This is a genomic window from Roseibium album (genome assembly GCF_001404515.1).
Taxonomy (GTDB): Bacteria; Pseudomonadota; Alphaproteobacteria; order Rhizobiales; family Stappiaceae; genus Roseibium; species Roseibium album.
Map to the genome: position 1 here is coordinate 78,358 of NZ_CXWE01000006.1, position 15,510 is coordinate 93,867.

Consider the following 15,510-nt stretch of genomic DNA (forward strand, 5'->3'; position numbering starts at 1 on the left):
ATGTTGGTTCGTTTGATGCCGGAAAGCAGGTCACTCGGCAAGGCGCGTCACGAAGGGCGATGTGGTGCATCGGTCAAGTGGCGCAACGCTGCCGATGCGCTGCTTTCCGGCACCCGAAGGGCCGGGCTCTTTCTCCCGCTGACTGCGTTGGCTTGCGCTTGTGGTGGGGTACACCGCTGCACACAAGCCGCCTGGTCAGCCGAAGAAAGCGCGCCGGTCAAATGATCCAACATTCGATGGATGCGCTCTAGGTCCAGAAATACCCCAGTATGTTGTACAAGACTGCCGCCAAAAGCGCTGCTGCCGGTACCGTCACAATCCAGGCTGCAACGATGGAAAACAGAGCCGTTCGTCGCACCAGCAGACGTCGCCTGCGTTCCTCGCGATTGCGAACAAACTTGCGTTGCCTGAGCTTTCCGCCTTCAGGAATGTACCTGTTACGATGCCACTCGCGATAGAACCCGACACCAAATACAGCGCCGACGGCAATATGAGTGGTTGAGACCGGCAGACCAAGACCTGAGGCCGTCAGAACAGTCGCTGCAGTTGCCAAAGTGATGCAGAACGCGCGTATGGGACTGAGTTTGGTGATCTTTTTTCCGACCACCGTTACGAGACGACGGCCGAACAACAGCAGGCCTGCCGAAATTCCGAATGCCCCGACAGCTGTCACCCAGATTGGTACTCGCGTTTCTTCGACACTTCCAAACCAGGTGCTCAGATCCTGTAGTTCCAGCGATTGACTTTGCACGATCGCGGCCAACGGTCCGATCGCATTTGCCACGTCATTTGCACCATGAGCAAAGGAAAGGAGGGCTGCGGTGACCATAAGCGGAATTGTAAACAGATCACGTAACGCGCGTGCGCTGTTTTCCAGGTCGTACAGTTGAGAGGCAACAATACGGCGATACCCCCACCAGATTACGAACCCAATTGCCAACGACAACGGCAATGCCAGCCAATCCGGCACCATGGATGCACGATCTGTCGCCTTGAAAAACACATATGCGGAAAAGACACCTCCAAGAGCGCCAAGAAGCGCAGGTAGCCAGAAACGAGCCGCTTCCAGCTTATCGTCCACATAGAGAAGCCGCGCATTGATGAAAGCCATCAGCGCGGCGGCAACCAATCCCCCCAATACCGGTGAAATGACCCAGGTTGCGGCGATGGCAGAAAACGTCGTCCAATTGATTGCCGCAACACTGCTGGCTGCAATGCCGGCGCCAACAATGCCACCGATAATCGAGTGGGTCGTGGAAACCGGTGTCCCCACATAGGTTGCAAAATTGATCCAAAGCGCGGCTGCAACCATCGCTGTCAACATCGCCTGCACAAACGAGAAACTGTCGGGAACGTCGTCCGGGCTGAATATATCCCTGGAAACCGTCGACACCACTTCGCCTCCAGCCAGCAAAGCTCCGGCACTTTCGCAAATCGCTGCGATAACCAGCGCTCCGGTCAGACTGAGAACGCGCGCACCGACAGCCGGTCCCACATTGTTGGCGACGTCATTTGCACCGATGTTCAAGGCCATGTAGCCCGCAATTGCGCTTGCAGATGCGAGGATCAAAGCATCTGAAAGTTCAACAGATGTCACCGTGAATGCGGCAACCGCCACGCAGAGCGTCAGGAATACCAAAGCCAGGCCAAGACCGCTTAGGCGACGTCCCATTGCTTCAGCGGCATCACCGAAAAAACCGAGTCGTTCCAGATCCTTATCTATACTCTTGGTGTCTATATGCTTGTTTGACAGCAACTAAGAGACCTCATTCAACAGGGAAGATTCCAGGACAGGGAAAACGGGTGTTGAAAAGCCGTTTTCTGCACTTGGTGCACAGACTTCGCCGTATAAAAAACAACGACACGCACGCTACGCTTTGAAAGAATTATTCCGGGAAAGCTAACCGATTTCAGCTCTGTGACGCCGAAGGAAGCGCTTCAAACCGGTTTCGTCGGCCATTTCAATGGCTTCTGATACTGGAGCCCAGACACACTTTCGCTGTCCGACCTCAGGAAACTTGTTGAGTTGTTTTTCGAATTGAAGTTTGAAAACCAGAACTTTGGTCCTGATCTTCAGCCCGCTTGCCAATCCCTTGAAAGCGCGAAAACTGCCCATTGCGCGCGGGTCCGACCTTCCCACGACGCCTGCTTCCTCGTACGCTTCAATAACAGCGGTCTCGTAGGCTTTCTTGTTTTTTTCCGGCCACCCCTTGGGCAAGATCATGCGTCCGGTGTCCCGCGTGGAAACGAGAAGAACCTCGGTTTCCACCTCTCCTGGCCGAACACACAGAGCCGCGATCTGCAAACGGGCCGGCTTGACAAACAAACCGCTAAGACCCTGCAGCCACGAAACATCATGTGCCATGATTGACCTGGCGAGACTCATTTCCACACCTTTCATCGAGTGGCGCGTGTATAAAGATTTTTGATTTGTCCGTCCAGTCAAAAGTGCACAAAGTGCACTATATTGTTAACGGGCAGGCTCATGATATTCGCTCGTTTTCAACGCATATTGAAACATGACCGGCGCTCCAAGCCCCTGGCCATACTTCAGCTTTTCCATTTTTGAGGCGTCGCAGCTTTTGAATTGGAACATTCACATTCAACAAAATGTCATCGCCCGCATTTCCATTAGACGGCTTAATTTCCGCACCTATTCCGTCAAACCCGAATTCCTCTTCGCAAGGCAGGTACAGCGCGGCTCCCGAAACATTCGATTCGTTTTGTGTTGTTCCCTTGGCAGCGCCGATAACACCGCATACCGCAACAGCGCACATGTGTTCGATCGCTCGCGCCTTGGCGCATCCATAGACCCGGTGATAGCCGGACAGTTTTTCCGTCATGGAAGGAACCAGCAACAAATCCAGTTCCTGTTTAGCCAGCAGGCTGCTGAGTGCCGGCATCTCGACATCGAGGCAAATCAGAATTGCCATCTTGAGCCCGTCAAGCTGAAAGACGGTGAGACTGTTTCCCGGTGTCAGCATCCAGGTGTCCGCGCTTTGCTCGAATGGTGTCAGGCAAAGCTTGTCCTGACGGATTTCCCTGCCATCCGCCGTAAACAGAATTGCGGTGTTGGTTATGCCGGCCGCCGACTTGACCGGCATCGTTCCAGCAAGGAGCGAGATTCCGTAATCAGTCGCCAATGGCGCAATGCGGGAGATTAGCTCAAGGCCGGTATCTGCAAGAAAAGCCATTTCCTGGTCAGGCCGCAATCCCTGCGGCTTGAAAGCCAGACAACACTCTACAAGGTATTCTGGGAGCATCAGGAGCTTTGCTCCGGAACTCTTGGCCCTTGCCATGCCCGCACCAATTTCGTCTGCAAGCGCGTCAACAGATGCCGGCGCCTTGCCGAGATTAAACGACCAGAGCGCAATGGGATAATCTGTCATAATGCCGACGGCCTTCATCAACTGGTACGACAGACATAGGAGCGCATGTCACACAATTTCAAGTGTGATAATGCGAACCTCGATCAATCGAAAAAAAGCCCCGCAAAGGCAGCCAGGACAACAAGAAGCCCTGTACCAACGGCAGAACCGTTCGGCTCCTTTGGCAAGGCCTTGAGTTTCGCGGAACGGCGAATTTGCCGTATGCCCTGCAACGCGTTGTCGGTTCGCTTGTCGATTTCCGCAAAATACGGCGAAAGCTCATTCTGAGCGCGCATGCCATTTCCCCACGATTCCTTCGTAGGGAAAAAGCTAGTTCAGGACCCTTAGATTTTGGTTAATGACCTGTTGACCGGATTTCGATCACAAGCGGCTCTTTTGAGGATCAGCAACGTCCAATATGCGCAGTTGGACTTTGGGTGTCCCCTGCCAGGTGTCGATTGAAAGGGTGCCTGTGACGTGAAGGTTCCTTCCCCGGCCCTCGAGCAGCATTTTTCCGTGCGGCTTGTCCTCGGCCTTGAAGCAGATTGCCTTCAGTGTGGTCCCATCTCCCGCTGCAACAGACGCACGAACGTGCCCCTTGCCGACAACATCCGCGAACGCGACGCGATGGGAAGGAAATGCAAAAACCGGTTCTGAATGCCCAGCTCCGTATGGACCCGCTTTTTCAAGAAGTTCAAGAAGATCCAACGTCGCGCCAGTTGCCGTCAGAGCCGCGTCAACCTTGATTTCCCTTTTTGCCGTAGCAGCTTCAACATCAGATTTAAGAGTTTCGTTGAAGAATATTCCCAACGCTTCGGCTTTGTCCCTTTGCACAGTGAGGCCGGCTGCCATCGCATGGCCACCTCCCTTTTCAAGCAAACCGTTGTCAACAGCTTGCCGGACTACTTTGCCGAGATCAACTCCCGGAACAGACCGTCCGGAGCCAGTTCCTTTCCCTGTCGCGTCATAGGCAATCGCAAAGGCCGGACGTCGGTGTGCATCCTTAAGCCGGGAGGCGATCAAGCCGACAATTCCAGGGTGCCAATCTTCTGACCCTGTCAGCAAAACGGCCGGATCCCGGTCATCAATGGCTGCGGCAGCCTCTGCACCGGCCTGTTCAAGCATCAAAGCTTCCATCGCCTGACGCTCGCTGTTCAGCTGATCCAGCCTTTCAGCGATCGCACGGGCTTCATGCGGATCTTCCGTGGTAAGCAGCCTTGCACCAAGAGCTGCGTCGCCGATCCGGCCGCCGGCATTGATCCGGGGACCGACTACGAAACCAAGGTGATAGGGAGCCGGTTTGCCATTCACCCGAGTAACATCGGCAAGAGCGGTCAGTCCGTAGTTTCGCCTCTGGTGCATTACGGCAAGACCGCGTGTCACAAAGGCCCGGTTCAATCCCTGAAGCGGAACCACGTCACAAACGGTTCCAAGAGCAACAAGATCCAGTAATGCCATCAAGTCAGGCTGCGACCGATTTTCAAACGCTCCGCGCCGACGCAACTCCCGATTCAGGCCCACCAAGAACAAGAATGTGACGCCGACCGCCGCCAGATGCCCCTGGCCGGAAAGATCGTCCTGCCGGTTCGGGTTGACGAGTGCATCAACTTCGGGAAGCGTTTCCCCGACCTGGTGATGGTCAATGACGACCACATCAAGACCAAGCTTGCGCGCCGTTTCGAACGCTTCGAAGGACGTACTGCCGCAATCGAGCGTCACCAGCAGTTCCGCACCGTTTTGATGGAGATGTTCAATTGCAGGCCCGTTGGGGCCATATCCTTCGATAATCCGATCTGGAATGTGAATTATCGGTTCAAGTCCAAGCCATTGGACGTATTTGGCAAATATCGCCGAGGACGTTGCGCCATCGACGTCATAGTCGCCGAAGATCGCAATCTTCCGGCCTGCCTGCAGTGCGTCGGCAATCCTGGCGACCGCGTCGTCCATGTCCTGAAGCCTGGAAGGGTCCGGCATCAGGGACTTGAGCGAGGGGGTCAGAAAGTCCCGTGCATCGTCCTGCTGGACACCGCGCGCGGCAAGGACCCGTGCCAGAACGTCCGGTAGCCCGTGAAGCTGGGCGATAGCCATGGCGGTTCTGGCCTCAGCAGCGCTCAGTCTCTCCCGCCAGGCATTGTCGTTTGCGGAACGGGCGACCCCGAGTACGAGCCGCCTGTCATCCTCACCATTGTTTCCGAGCATGCATTACCCGCTCTTGATCGGACCTCAATCCAGGTGGAACTTTTCCAGATCCGTACTCTGGGCCTTGATGTAACGGACAGTTCCAGTGGACGACCGCATGACAACCGTGTGGGTGGTGATGTGTTCCCGCCCAAAGCGGACACCCTGCAGGAAGTTCCCGTCGGTCACCCCGGTTGCCGCAAACAGAACGTCCGGGCCAGCCATTTCCTCAAGCGTATATTTCTTCTTGATGTCTTCGATGCCCATCCGGTGCGCGCGCTCGACCTGTTCTTCGCGCGTAATGACGAGCCGGGTTTGCATCTGACCGCCAATGCATCGCAAGGCCGCAGCCGCAAGAACACCTTCCGGCGCTCCGCCTATACCTGCATAGATGTCGATGCCTGTCTCGTCCGGATCGGTCGTGTGAATGACACCGGCGACATCGCCATCGCCGATCAGACGAATTGCAGCGCCCGTCGCACGGATATCTTCAATGAGGCGGGCGTGGCGCGGGCGATCGAGCACACATGCGGTCACTTCATGAACGTTGACGCCCTTTTCCTTTGCAACGGCCGCAATATTGTCGGCGACCGGCGCATCGATATCGATCAGGTTTTCGGGGTAGCCCGGACCGATTGCAATCTTGTCCATGTAACTGTCCGGCGCATTCAAAAGGTCACCGGCAGGAGCAAGCGCAATAACCGCCAGCGAGTTAGGCAGGTTCTTGGCGCAAATGGTCGTGCCTTCCAGCGGGTCAAGCGCAATATCCACCTTGGGACCCTGCTTCGTCCCGACATTTTCGCCGATATAAAGCATGGGAGCCTCGTCGCGCTCACCTTCTCCGATCACGACCGTGCCGTCGATCGGAAGACGATTAAGCTCCCGGCGCATTGCGTCCACTGCCGCCTGGTCAGCTGCCATCTCGTCACCATGACCGCGCAGACGAGCTGCCGAAACAGCCGCTCTCTCACTGACGCGCGCCAGTTCAAGGGTCAGAATACGGTCCAGTCCGCTTGACGGCTGATTTTCAGAATTGGACATCAAAATCTCCAGTTTCTCCTCCCGGAACGAAACCCGGGCAGGCACATATACGTCAATTCAGTTTTTCAATTCGGATCATCTGGGGCTCTTCAGCGACAACCCCTTTGGACATGATCACATCCAGGGCTTCCTTGATGGCGACTTCGGTCGTTTCATACGTGATCAAGATGACCGGTTGTGGTTGATCCGTGTCATGTTTTGCCTGGACTTCTTCCAATGCCTGGCGCTTTTGAACGATCGATTCCAGAGAAATTCCGGCGTCGCCCATGCAACGTGCTATTTCAGCAAACGCGCCAGGACGGTCGAACACAGACAGACGGATATAGTACCCGCCCTCATGGAGGCGCATGCGCGCGCGCTCATAAGGCTTCAAATCCGCTGCAGGCATTCCAAGGACAAGGGTTTTGTCGCCCCGCGCAATATCACCAATGTCTGCCACTACGGATGAAGCCGTTGCGTTACCCCCTGCTCCCGGTCCGACCAGCACGATTTCGCCGACAAAGTCACCGTCAACCGCCACTGCGTTCAATACGCCGTCAATACGGGCTATCGCAGAGGATTTGGGTACCATCGTCGGGTGAACGCGTTGTTCAATTCCGGTTTCGGTGCGCTGCGCGACGCCGAGCAGTTTGATCCGGAAACCCAGTTCGTCGGCGGCCTGAATATCGGCTGTCGCGATCGAGGTGATGCCTTCCATGTAAATATTGTCGCTTGAGATCCGGGTTCCAAATGCAAGGCTGGTCAGGATCGCGAGCTTGTGAGCGGTATCATTGCCTTCAATGTCGAAAGTCGGATCGGCTTCCGCGTAGCCCAGGCGCTGTGCATCGGCAAGACAGTCCTCGAAGCTGATGCCGTCGGCCTCCATCCTCGTCAGGATGTAGTTGCACGTACCGTTCAAAATACCGTAGACGCGACTGACGTCGTTGCCCGTCATGGATTCGCGCAAGGTCTTGACGATCGGAATACCGCCGGCAACTGCAGCTTCATAGTTGAGGCAGGCATTATTCTCTTCAGCGACTTCCGCGAGATCGACACCATGACGCGCGAGCAGCGCCTTGTTGGCCGTCACGACGTGAACGCCTCGTGCAAGTGCGGCTCTGACACTGTCCTCTGCCGCCCCTGTATCCCCGCCAATCAACTCGACAAAAATGTCGATATCAGCCTGTTTCGCCATCTCAACCGGATCTGAAAACCAGTCAAAAATCGAGACATCGATCCCACGGTCCTTGGTTCGGCTACGTGCGCTGACAGCTGTTACTGTCACAGCGCGACCGGTCTTACGCGCAATTTGCGTTCCGTGTTTTTCCAGGAGTTGCACCACGGACGTGCCTACCGTGCCAAGGCCAGCTACGCCAACTTTCAATGCTTCAGCCATTGAGAATTTTGTCCAGTTCTATTCAGCCTGATGTCTCGAGCGGGATGACGTTGTGCAGCTTTTGATCTGCAGTTTCAAGGAAACGGCGAATATTTCTGGCTGCCTGCCTGAGGCGCTGTTCGTTTTCCACCAGTCCGATACGCACATAGTCATCGCCATGTTCGCCAAATCCTATGCCCGGTGCGACTGCAACGTCGGCACGCTCGAGCAGCAATTTGGAATATTCCAGGCTCCCCAGAGACCGGAACTTTTCCGGTATCGGAGCCCAGCAGAACATGCTTGCCTCAGGAGCAGGAACATCCCATCCCGCGCGGCTGAAACTGTCGACAACAACATCACGGCGTTTTCTGTAGACATCACGGGTTTCGACAATGCAGTCTTCCGGCCCGTTCAATGCTGCGGTTGCCGCAACCTGAATGGGGGTGAATGCTCCATAGTCGAGATACGACTTCACACGTGCCAGTGCTGAAACCAGCCGTTCATTTCCCACCGCAAACCCCATTCGCCAACCGGGCATGGAAAAGGTTTTCGAGAGCGACGTGAACTCGACCGTTACATCCATCGCGCCGGGCACCTGAAGCACGGAGGGAGGCGGCGTCTGTCCGAAATAGACCTCTGAATAGGCAAGATCGGAGAGAATGAAGATGTTGTGCTTGCGCGCGAACGCGACCACGTCCCTGTAAAACTCGAGATCGGCACAATAGGCCGTCGGGTTTGCCGGGTAACACAGTATGATTGCGATCGGCTTGGGCACAGAATGTATGACCGCCCGCTCAAGCGCATCGAAGAATGCCGGTCCGGGTTCGGCAGGAACGTTGCGGATGGACGCGCCAGCCATCAAAAAACCGAAAGTGTGGATCGGATAGCTCGGGTTCGGGCTCAGGATCACGTCTCCCGGCGCCGAAATCGCCTGAGCCATGTTTGCAAAACCTTCCTTGGACCCGAGCGTCGCAATGACCTGCGTGTCCGGATCAAGCTTTACACCGAAACGGCGGCCGTAGTAGGCGGCCTGCGCCTTGCGCAGTCCCTGAATGCCCTTTGAAGCTGAATACCGGTGTGTCCTGGGGTCCTGAACGACTTCGGTCAGCTTGTCGACGATGTGTTTCGGTGTGGGCAGATCAGGATTGCCCATTCCCAGATCAATGATGTCCGCCCCTGCCGCGCGCGCCTTGGCCTTCAAGCGATTGACTTGCTCGAAGACATACGGCGGAAGCCGTTTGATCTTATGGAATTCCTCCATGACGCGGATCCTTGCGAGTTGACGAAGCTGCGGCACCAGCACAAATGACAGTGCGCTTGGCGGGGCTCTTTTAGCAGCCTCGAACCGATTGCGCATCTGTCTTTGCGAAACTAGACACCTAATTTTGGAGTGTTTGTTAAAATGGAATTCCGGTGCCTTTTCAATCCGCCTGACCTAAAACGATTAGACTGACTGCAGAGTGCCAAAACTGCCAAAGTTCATGATCCGATTGCTGACTGAGAACGGCCAAGCAGCTTTCCTCTTCAATGGAAAAAGTCTCTTGCCGCTGCGCAGCTCGCCGGATTTTTCGCGTCTTGCGAGATACCAAGTGACAACTGGGCACTGCACTAGCGGCACGCATTGCCGAGATTGGCGGATGCATGCCCTTGCCGGTTTGATCTCGCCGGATCCAAGAGTTGGCGCTGTTAAAGGAAGACTTAGCTGAGAGCCACAAAACTGGCGAGAACACGAACGCCGTCACATTGCACTTGCCGGGAGTTTCGATGTCTGCGGATCCGGCTTCACTGCGGCGTTGTGAGAGACTCCAGATAGGTTGCGGTCTCTTCCCGGTCCTCCGGATTGATGAGACCGCTGGACACACCCGCATTCACCGGAGGGCCATAACCCTTCGGCTTGGGAACGTTCCCGTTCAACTGGCTCTTGTCTGCCTTCAGGGCAACGATTAGTGGTGTGCCAGGCCCGACACTGCATGCAGACAGTGCGAGGGACAACACAATGAAAACCGGGACCTTGCTTCCCCTGAACATGTTGACTGCCGAACTCTCTGTATCGAGGCGCGGTGCGCGACCTCTGCTTCTTATGCAAAATGCTATCAGATCACGTGCGATCATGCTTCTGTCGTGGCCGGTTATCCAGCATTTTGAGACCACACACGCCACCAGATCAGATCTCAGTGTCCTTCCCCATGTCATGAATCGCTTCCAGCCAGAGTGCGATCCATACGCCTCAATACCAATCGACGGCACCAATTCCATGTGTCATAAATAAGTTCATGATGAAAATACCGGCGAAGAATTAACGAGATAACGTTACTTGGGTCGCCACGGCTCTCTGACCTTCCCCTGGCCGGCGGGCAAAAATTACCGGAGGGACTCCCGTCCATGTCTGACGATCGACCGCATCCGATGTTGCAGTACATCATCAACAACCCGGAAGCGTTTGCCCAAAACCTGGCAAAAACACTTGAACAGGCCGGCAAGGCAATGGCGGCATATATCGAGCCGCGTGAACAGGGGAAAATCAAAACCGATTCGACAGATGAACTGACAGGTGTCGTGAAGACGCTTGCTCAGGTAAGCGAATACTGGGTTTCAGACCCCCAGAGAGCCATCGAGGCACAATCCCGGCTCTGGGGCGGATATATCGAACTGTGGAATTCGTCGCTCAAGCGGATGATGGGTGAACCCTCCGAGCCTGCCGTTGCAACACCGCCAAGGGACAAACGTTTCGCAGACCCGGACTGGGAGAACAATCAATTCTTCGACTTCGTGAAACAGCTTTATCTGATCACCAGCAAGTGGGCCGAGGACATGGTCCACGAAGCTCAGGGACTGGATGAACACACGCGCCACAAGGCCGAATTCTACGTCACCCAGATCGCCAACGCGATCTCACCGTCGAATTTCGTTCTGACAAATCCCGAGTTGCTGAGACTCACGATGGAAAGCAACGGGGAAAACCTGGTCAAGGGAATGCAGCATCTTGTCGAAGATCTGAAGTCGGGTCAGGGCGAACTCAAGATCCGGCAAACGGACCCGTCGAAATTCAAGCTCGGCGACAATCTCGGAAATACACCGGGCAAGGTGATCGCGCAGAACGACGTTTGCCAGGTTATTCAATATACGCCGACGACAACAGAGGTTCTGAAACGCCCTCTCCTCATCGTGCCGCCCTGGATCAACAAGTTCTATATCCTTGACCTCAATCCCGACAAATCATTCATCAAGTGGGCTGTCGATCAAGGACATACTGTGTTCGTCATTTCCTGGGTCAATCCTGATGAAGGTCAGGCCCAGAAAAGTTTCGAGCACTATATGAAGGAAGGCATACTCGACACGCTCGATGTCATCAAACGCGCCACCCGGCAGGAAGAAGTCAATACGATCGGATATTGTGTCGGCGGCACACTGCTTGCGGTCACTCTGGCCTATATGGCAAAAACCGGTGACGAGCGCATCAAGACAGCAACCTTCTTTACAACTCAGGTCGACTTCACCTTTGCAGGCGATCTGAAGGTTTTCGTGGATGAAGAGCAGATTTCGATGCTGGAAAAGCGGATGGCGGAACATGGCTATCTGGACGGATCGAAAATGTCGTCTGCATTCAACATGCTGCGCTCAAACGATCTGATCTGGTCGTATGTTGTGAATAACTATCTGAAGGGAAAGGAACCCTTTCCCTTCGATCTGCTTTACTGGAATTCGGATTCCACGCGCATGCCCGCTGCAAACCATTCCTTTTATCTGCGCAATTGTTATCTGGACAACAAACTGTCCAAGGGAGAGATGGAAGTCGCCGGCGAAACGCTCGACCTCTCCAAAGTGACGATACCGATCTTCAACCTGGCCACGCGCGAGGATCATATCGCGCCGCCAAAATCGGTCTTTCTCGGGTCGGGCTGTTTCGGTGGGCCGGTGAATTATGTACTTGCAGGTTCCGGCCATATCGCCGGCGTCGTCAATCCTCCAGCCAAAAACAAGTACCAGTACTGGACCGGCGGAGACCCCAAGGGCTTGCTCGAAAACTGGCTCAAGAATGCGGAAGAGCACCCCGGGTCGTGGTGGCCTTATTGGGACGAATGGATCCGCTCGGTCGACCCGACCACGGCCAAAGCGCGCAAACCCGGTGCGAACCGCGTGAAAATACTGGAAGATGCGCCCGGCTCTTACGTCATGAAGAAAGTGTAGACTCGGAAAGAACGATTTACGGATCCAACCTCTTTCACGCAACGACCTTCAACAATGAGGCCTGCACCACGTGTACGGAAGCGCTGAATTGATTGCTTTAATGAGGATTGGTGCAGCGCTGCTGATCTTTGCTTCTACGAGTTCAATTTCACATGCTTGTAGCGGGCGCGGGATCGAACTTCGGATCGCACTGGATGCAAAGACAGCGTTTTTTGGAGAGCTGCTACAAGCTGGTCCGGTGTCGAAACGAGACGACCGCGCCTATGAGCAGACACTTGTTTTCAGTGTAAGACAAAGTTTTAGAGGCAATTTTCGAACAAACGATATTGCAGTCATCAAGTTCCAGTCGCATGAGAACTTAATGAAGCAGTCCTCGGAGAGGCCGTCTCATGTAGAAATTGGTCAGAAATACGCCATTGTGACAAGCCGGCTCTTACCTCAGTTGACCAACGGACTGGCCACCCGACATGAAGGTCATCTCAACCCACGGAACACTTACCTATCCCCGAAGTCTCCCTGCGTGAGAATGGATCTTCGTCTTGTCAAGGAGACCCATCCGATCGGAAGGGCACTCTGGGTTATCTACACAGGCGATCGCCAGACGCATGAAACGAGGGCGGATGTTCTTACTGAATATTTGCGGACAGACGGTCGTTTTTAGTGCTATCGTTCAAGCGAGCCAAAGAGGTTGTCAGCCAAAGCGGGCATTTATTGTCGTGAGCGACATCCCGAGCAACTTGCCGAGCTTTTCAGCCGACATCGGTCTTCCGAAGTGGAACCCCTGTACAGTCTCGCATTTACAACTGGCCAGGAATGCCTGTTGCTTTGCAGTCTCAACCCCCTCCGCAACAACGTTCAAACCGAGTTCTCGTCCCAATGAAATGATGGCACGAGCGATGCTGCGGTCGTTTTCGTCGGTCTCCAGGTCCCGGATGAAGCTCTGGTCGATCTTCAGGCGGGTCAATGGAAAGCTTTTCAGCGCAATCAGACTTGAAAATCCGGTGCCGAAATCGTCAATCGCAAGTTTCAAACCGATCTTTCGAAAATCGTCCATAAGCCGAACCGCCTGGTCGGCATTCTGCATAAGCAGGCTTTCCGTGACTTCCAACTCCAGATAGTTGGCAGCCAGACCGGTCCTTCCAAGTGTTTCACGAACATCCGTAATCAAGCCCACATCACGAAACTGACGGGCGGAGACATTTACGCCAATGGTAATCGGAACCAACCCTTCCCTCTGCCATTCCCTGTTCTGGCGGCAGGCTTCAAACAGCACCCAGCGCCCGAGTGGAACGATCAGGCCACTGTCTTCCGCCAGCGGTATGAACTGCTCCGGCATCAATTCACCAAGAACCGGATGTTGCCAGCGTGCAAGTGCTTCAGCTCCGACAATCCTACCGGTAAAGAGATCGTATTGTGGTTGATACTTAAGGTGGAATTCCCCCTTCGCGATGCCACTGCGCATGTCTTCCAGCAGTGTCAGTCGATTAACCGACGTTCCCGGTCTTGTATTTTCAAAGACCTTGTAACCGTCCCGTCCCTGAGACTTGGCCTCGAACATCGCCTTGTCGGCGTTCTTGAGGAGTTGCTCGGCATTTTCCGCGTCGAGCGGATGACAAGCCGCACCAATGCTGCAAGTGACATGGAAGGAAAGATCGCCGATTCTGATTGTTTTGGTGATCTCGTTCTTCAACCGTGCCATCAAGTCAATGAGCGCGGGCTTGTCGGCGTCCTTGCCCTCGACAATCAACACGAACTCGTCACCACCAAAACGGATAGACTGGTGCCTTCGGTCGTGGACCGAAAGGATCCGTTCAGCGACGATCGTCAATACCCGGTCGCCGATTGCGTGACCAAAGCTGTCATTGACAAATTTGAAGTTGTCGAGATCGACGAAAAGTACGGCCACCGGATCACCGGTTTTTCTACTGCACTCGATTTTTTCCGCGAGCTTCGCCTTGAAGTCATGCCTGTTGGGCAGACCCGTCAGCACGTCGTGGCTTGCGAGAAACCGTATTTCCTTTTCCGCCCGCTCTCTTTCAACTGCAATCGACGCCAAACGCGCGGCTTCCACGGCAAGCTTTTTTTCATGTTCCGTCGGGCTCCGGACCTCGTTGGAATACAGTCCGAAGGTGCCCAGGACCTGCGTGTCTTTTCCAAAAAACGGCACCGACCAGCAAGACCGCATTTCAAACCGACTAACGGCCTCCCGAAAATCTTCCCACAATTCGTCTTCGTGAATGTTTTCAACAAAAACGCTCTCTCGTCTGTAAACAGCCGTGCCGCAGGACCCGACCTTTGGTCCGACCGGAAGGCCGTCACACAGGTCCACATACTCGCTGGGCAGGTTTGGAGCCACAGCGGCCTGAAGGTTTTTGCCGTTTTCGGTGACCAGCATGACCGACCCGACAACCCCATCCATCTGGCTTTCGATTGTCAGAACAAGCGTTTCGAGTACATCCTGAAGAGGCTTTGCATTCGCAATTTCCTGCAAAACCTTGTTTTGTCCCTGCTGCAGCAAATCGGACTTCTTGCGCTCTGTGATGTCACGAGAGATACCGACGATACCAACAACCTCGTTCTGATCGTTCAAGACCGGAAACTTCGAGGAAGACAGCCAGCGACGTTTGCCGTTTGCAAGGATCAGCTTTTCTTCATAGTCAATGCTCGCCTCTTTCGAGGCCATGATCGCCACCTCGGCAGCGGCGAACTTGCTTCCGGTATCCGGCAGGTGGAGCTCAATGTCGGTCTTGCCGATGACTTGCGTAGGTTCGTGAAATCCCAGGTCAAAGGCAACCTGATGGTTGGCCGCGACAAAACGGTGGCGCCGATCCTTCACATAAACATAGTCCGAGACATGATTTACGAGCGTCTGCACCCAATCGCCGCTCAAGTGCAATTGATCATCCTTGCTCAGATGATCGAGTTGATTGATGCGTTCCAGTTCCTCGGCAAGAGTTTTCCCGCTCGTCAACAAACCAGCTTGCGCTGCCGTGAGGCTGTTCTCCTGGGCCATGCCGTCGCCGAATTGCCTTTATGATTTATGCCTATAAAAACGCCATAATATGTATTCACCAACTAATAAACAATAAACGAAAAGAAAATTTCGAAAATACACAATCTACTTACGTAGAGAATACTAAACATAACCACTGGTTGTATTTTCAGTTTCCGCGGTTGAAGTTACCGACTCCATCGCCGCCCTCCACACGACCGCGCAAGGGAAACCCATGTCAGCTGACTACCAGTTGATGAGCATGCGATTGCCAAGCGTCGGGGTCTGGGAGTAAGGTGGCAGCTCGTTCGTAAGCGCAGCGTTAACCATGCAGACCAATCAACGTCATCAGTTTTCACGCCCCCGGCCAACCGGGTTCAGCGCTCATC

The 15,510-nt window shown here is 54.5% G+C and carries 12 protein-coding genes; 2 read left to right on the forward strand and 10 right to left on the reverse strand.

Translation table 11 applies throughout. The features are described 5' to 3' along the window. The gene (locus LA5095_RS20115) at positions 1–225 is read left to right on the forward strand and encodes a hypothetical protein (protein ID WP_055118215.1); all 225 of its coding nucleotides are present in this window, start codon (positions 1–3) and stop codon (positions 223–225) included. A 22-nt stretch (positions 226–247) separates the two neighbouring features. Here the strand turns inward: LA5095_RS20115 and LA5095_RS20120 are convergent, their stop codons facing one another. The 9 genes from LA5095_RS20120 to LA5095_RS20160 all read right to left on the reverse strand — a co-directional run bounded on the left by LA5095_RS20120 (position 248) and on the right by LA5095_RS20160 (position 10,134). Then, positions 248–1,756 carry an inorganic phosphate transporter gene (locus tag LA5095_RS20120; protein ID WP_235808860.1) on the reverse strand — a complete coding sequence of 503 codons (1,509 nt, stop codon included), beginning with the start codon at positions 1,754–1,756 and terminating at the stop codon, positions 248–250. A gap of 144 nt (positions 1,757–1,900) precedes the next feature. Then, positions 1,901–2,386, reverse strand: a complete 486-nt coding sequence (locus LA5095_RS20125) for an NUDIX hydrolase (protein WP_055118933.1) — start codon at positions 2,384–2,386, stop codon at positions 1,901–1,903. Positions 2,387–2,483: 97 nt separating this feature from the next. Next, positions 2,484–3,389 carry a nitrilase-related carbon-nitrogen hydrolase gene (locus LA5095_RS20130; protein WP_055118935.1) on the reverse strand — a complete coding sequence of 302 codons (906 nt, stop codon included), beginning with the start codon at positions 3,387–3,389 and terminating at the stop codon, positions 2,484–2,486. Positions 3,390–3,472: 83 nt separating this feature from the next. After that, the gene (locus tag LA5095_RS20135; RefSeq protein WP_055118216.1) at positions 3,473–3,664 is read right to left on the reverse strand and encodes a hypothetical protein; all 192 of its coding nucleotides are present in this window, start codon (positions 3,662–3,664) and stop codon (positions 3,473–3,475) included. An 85-nt stretch (positions 3,665–3,749) separates the two neighbouring features. Then, complete coding sequence (gene recJ / locus LA5095_RS20140) at positions 3,750–5,567, reverse strand: single-stranded-DNA-specific exonuclease RecJ (RefSeq protein ID WP_055118218.1); 1,818 nt, start codon at positions 5,565–5,567, stop codon at positions 3,750–3,752. A gap of 24 nt (positions 5,568–5,591) precedes the next feature. After that, positions 5,592–6,587: a class II fructose-bisphosphatase gene (gene glpX, locus LA5095_RS20145; protein WP_055118937.1), complete on the reverse strand. Its 996-nt coding sequence runs from the start codon at positions 6,585–6,587 to the stop codon at positions 5,592–5,594. 52 nt (positions 6,588–6,639) lie between these two features. Next, positions 6,640–7,962, reverse strand: coding sequence for a homoserine dehydrogenase (locus tag LA5095_RS20150; RefSeq protein ID WP_055118220.1), 1,323 nt, complete (start codon positions 7,960–7,962; stop codon positions 6,640–6,642). A gap of 22 nt (positions 7,963–7,984) precedes the next feature. After that, positions 7,985–9,202: an LL-diaminopimelate aminotransferase gene (locus tag LA5095_RS20155; RefSeq protein WP_055118940.1), complete on the reverse strand. Its 1,218-nt coding sequence runs from the start codon at positions 9,200–9,202 to the stop codon at positions 7,985–7,987. Between the two features lie 521 nt (positions 9,203–9,723). Next, positions 9,724–10,134 (reverse strand): hypothetical protein, encoded by a 411-nt coding sequence (locus LA5095_RS20160; protein WP_144436182.1) that lies wholly within the window; start codon positions 10,132–10,134, stop codon positions 9,724–9,726. Positions 10,135–10,323: 189 nt separating this feature from the next. Here LA5095_RS20160 and LA5095_RS20165 point away from each other — a divergent pair, with 189 nt between their 5' ends. Continuing rightward, entirely contained in the window at positions 10,324–12,129 is a 1,806-nt protein-coding gene (locus LA5095_RS20165; protein WP_055118224.1) for a PHA/PHB synthase family protein, read from the forward strand. A gap of 691 nt (positions 12,130–12,820) precedes the next feature. Here LA5095_RS20165 and LA5095_RS20175 read toward each other — a convergent pair. Beyond that, positions 12,821–15,142: a sensor domain-containing protein gene (locus LA5095_RS20175; protein WP_055118229.1), complete on the reverse strand. Its 2,322-nt coding sequence runs from the start codon at positions 15,140–15,142 to the stop codon at positions 12,821–12,823. Positions 15,143–15,510 lie beyond the last annotated feature (368 nt).

What these genes read in the sequence shown, in the direction of transcription:
- LA5095_RS20115 (WP_055118215.1), top strand. Translation starts at nt 1, where the DNA reads ATGTTGGTTCGTTTGATGCCGGAAAGCAGGTCACTCGGCAAGGCGCGT.
- LA5095_RS20125 (WP_055118933.1), bottom strand. Translation starts at nt 2,386, where the DNA reads ATGAGTCTCGCCAGGTCAATCATGGCACATGATGTTTCGTGGCTGCAG.
- LA5095_RS20130 (WP_055118935.1), bottom strand. Translation starts at nt 3,389, where the DNA reads ATGACAGATTATCCCATTGCGCTCTGGTCGTTTAATCTCGGCAAGGCG.
- LA5095_RS20135 (WP_055118216.1), bottom strand. Translation starts at nt 3,664, where the DNA reads ATGCGCGCTCAGAATGAGCTTTCGCCGTATTTTGCGGAAATCGACAAG.
- recJ (WP_055118218.1), bottom strand. Translation starts at nt 5,567, where the DNA reads ATGCTCGGAAACAATGGTGAGGATGACAGGCGGCTCGTACTCGGGGTC.
- glpX (WP_055118937.1), bottom strand. Translation starts at nt 6,587, where the DNA reads ATGTCCAATTCTGAAAATCAGCCGTCAAGCGGACTGGACCGTATTCTG.
- LA5095_RS20150 (WP_055118220.1), bottom strand. Translation starts at nt 7,962, where the DNA reads ATGGCTGAAGCATTGAAAGTTGGCGTAGCTGGCCTTGGCACGGTAGGC.
- LA5095_RS20155 (WP_055118940.1), bottom strand. Translation starts at nt 9,202, where the DNA reads ATGGAGGAATTCCATAAGATCAAACGGCTTCCGCCGTATGTCTTCGAG.
- LA5095_RS20160 (WP_144436182.1), bottom strand. Translation starts at nt 10,134, where the DNA reads ATGACATGGGGAAGGACACTGAGATCTGATCTGGTGGCGTGTGTGGTC.
- LA5095_RS20165 (WP_055118224.1), top strand. Translation starts at nt 10,324, where the DNA reads ATGTCTGACGATCGACCGCATCCGATGTTGCAGTACATCATCAACAAC.
- LA5095_RS20175 (WP_055118229.1), bottom strand. Translation starts at nt 15,142, where the DNA reads ATGGCCCAGGAGAACAGCCTCACGGCAGCGCAAGCTGGTTTGTTGACG.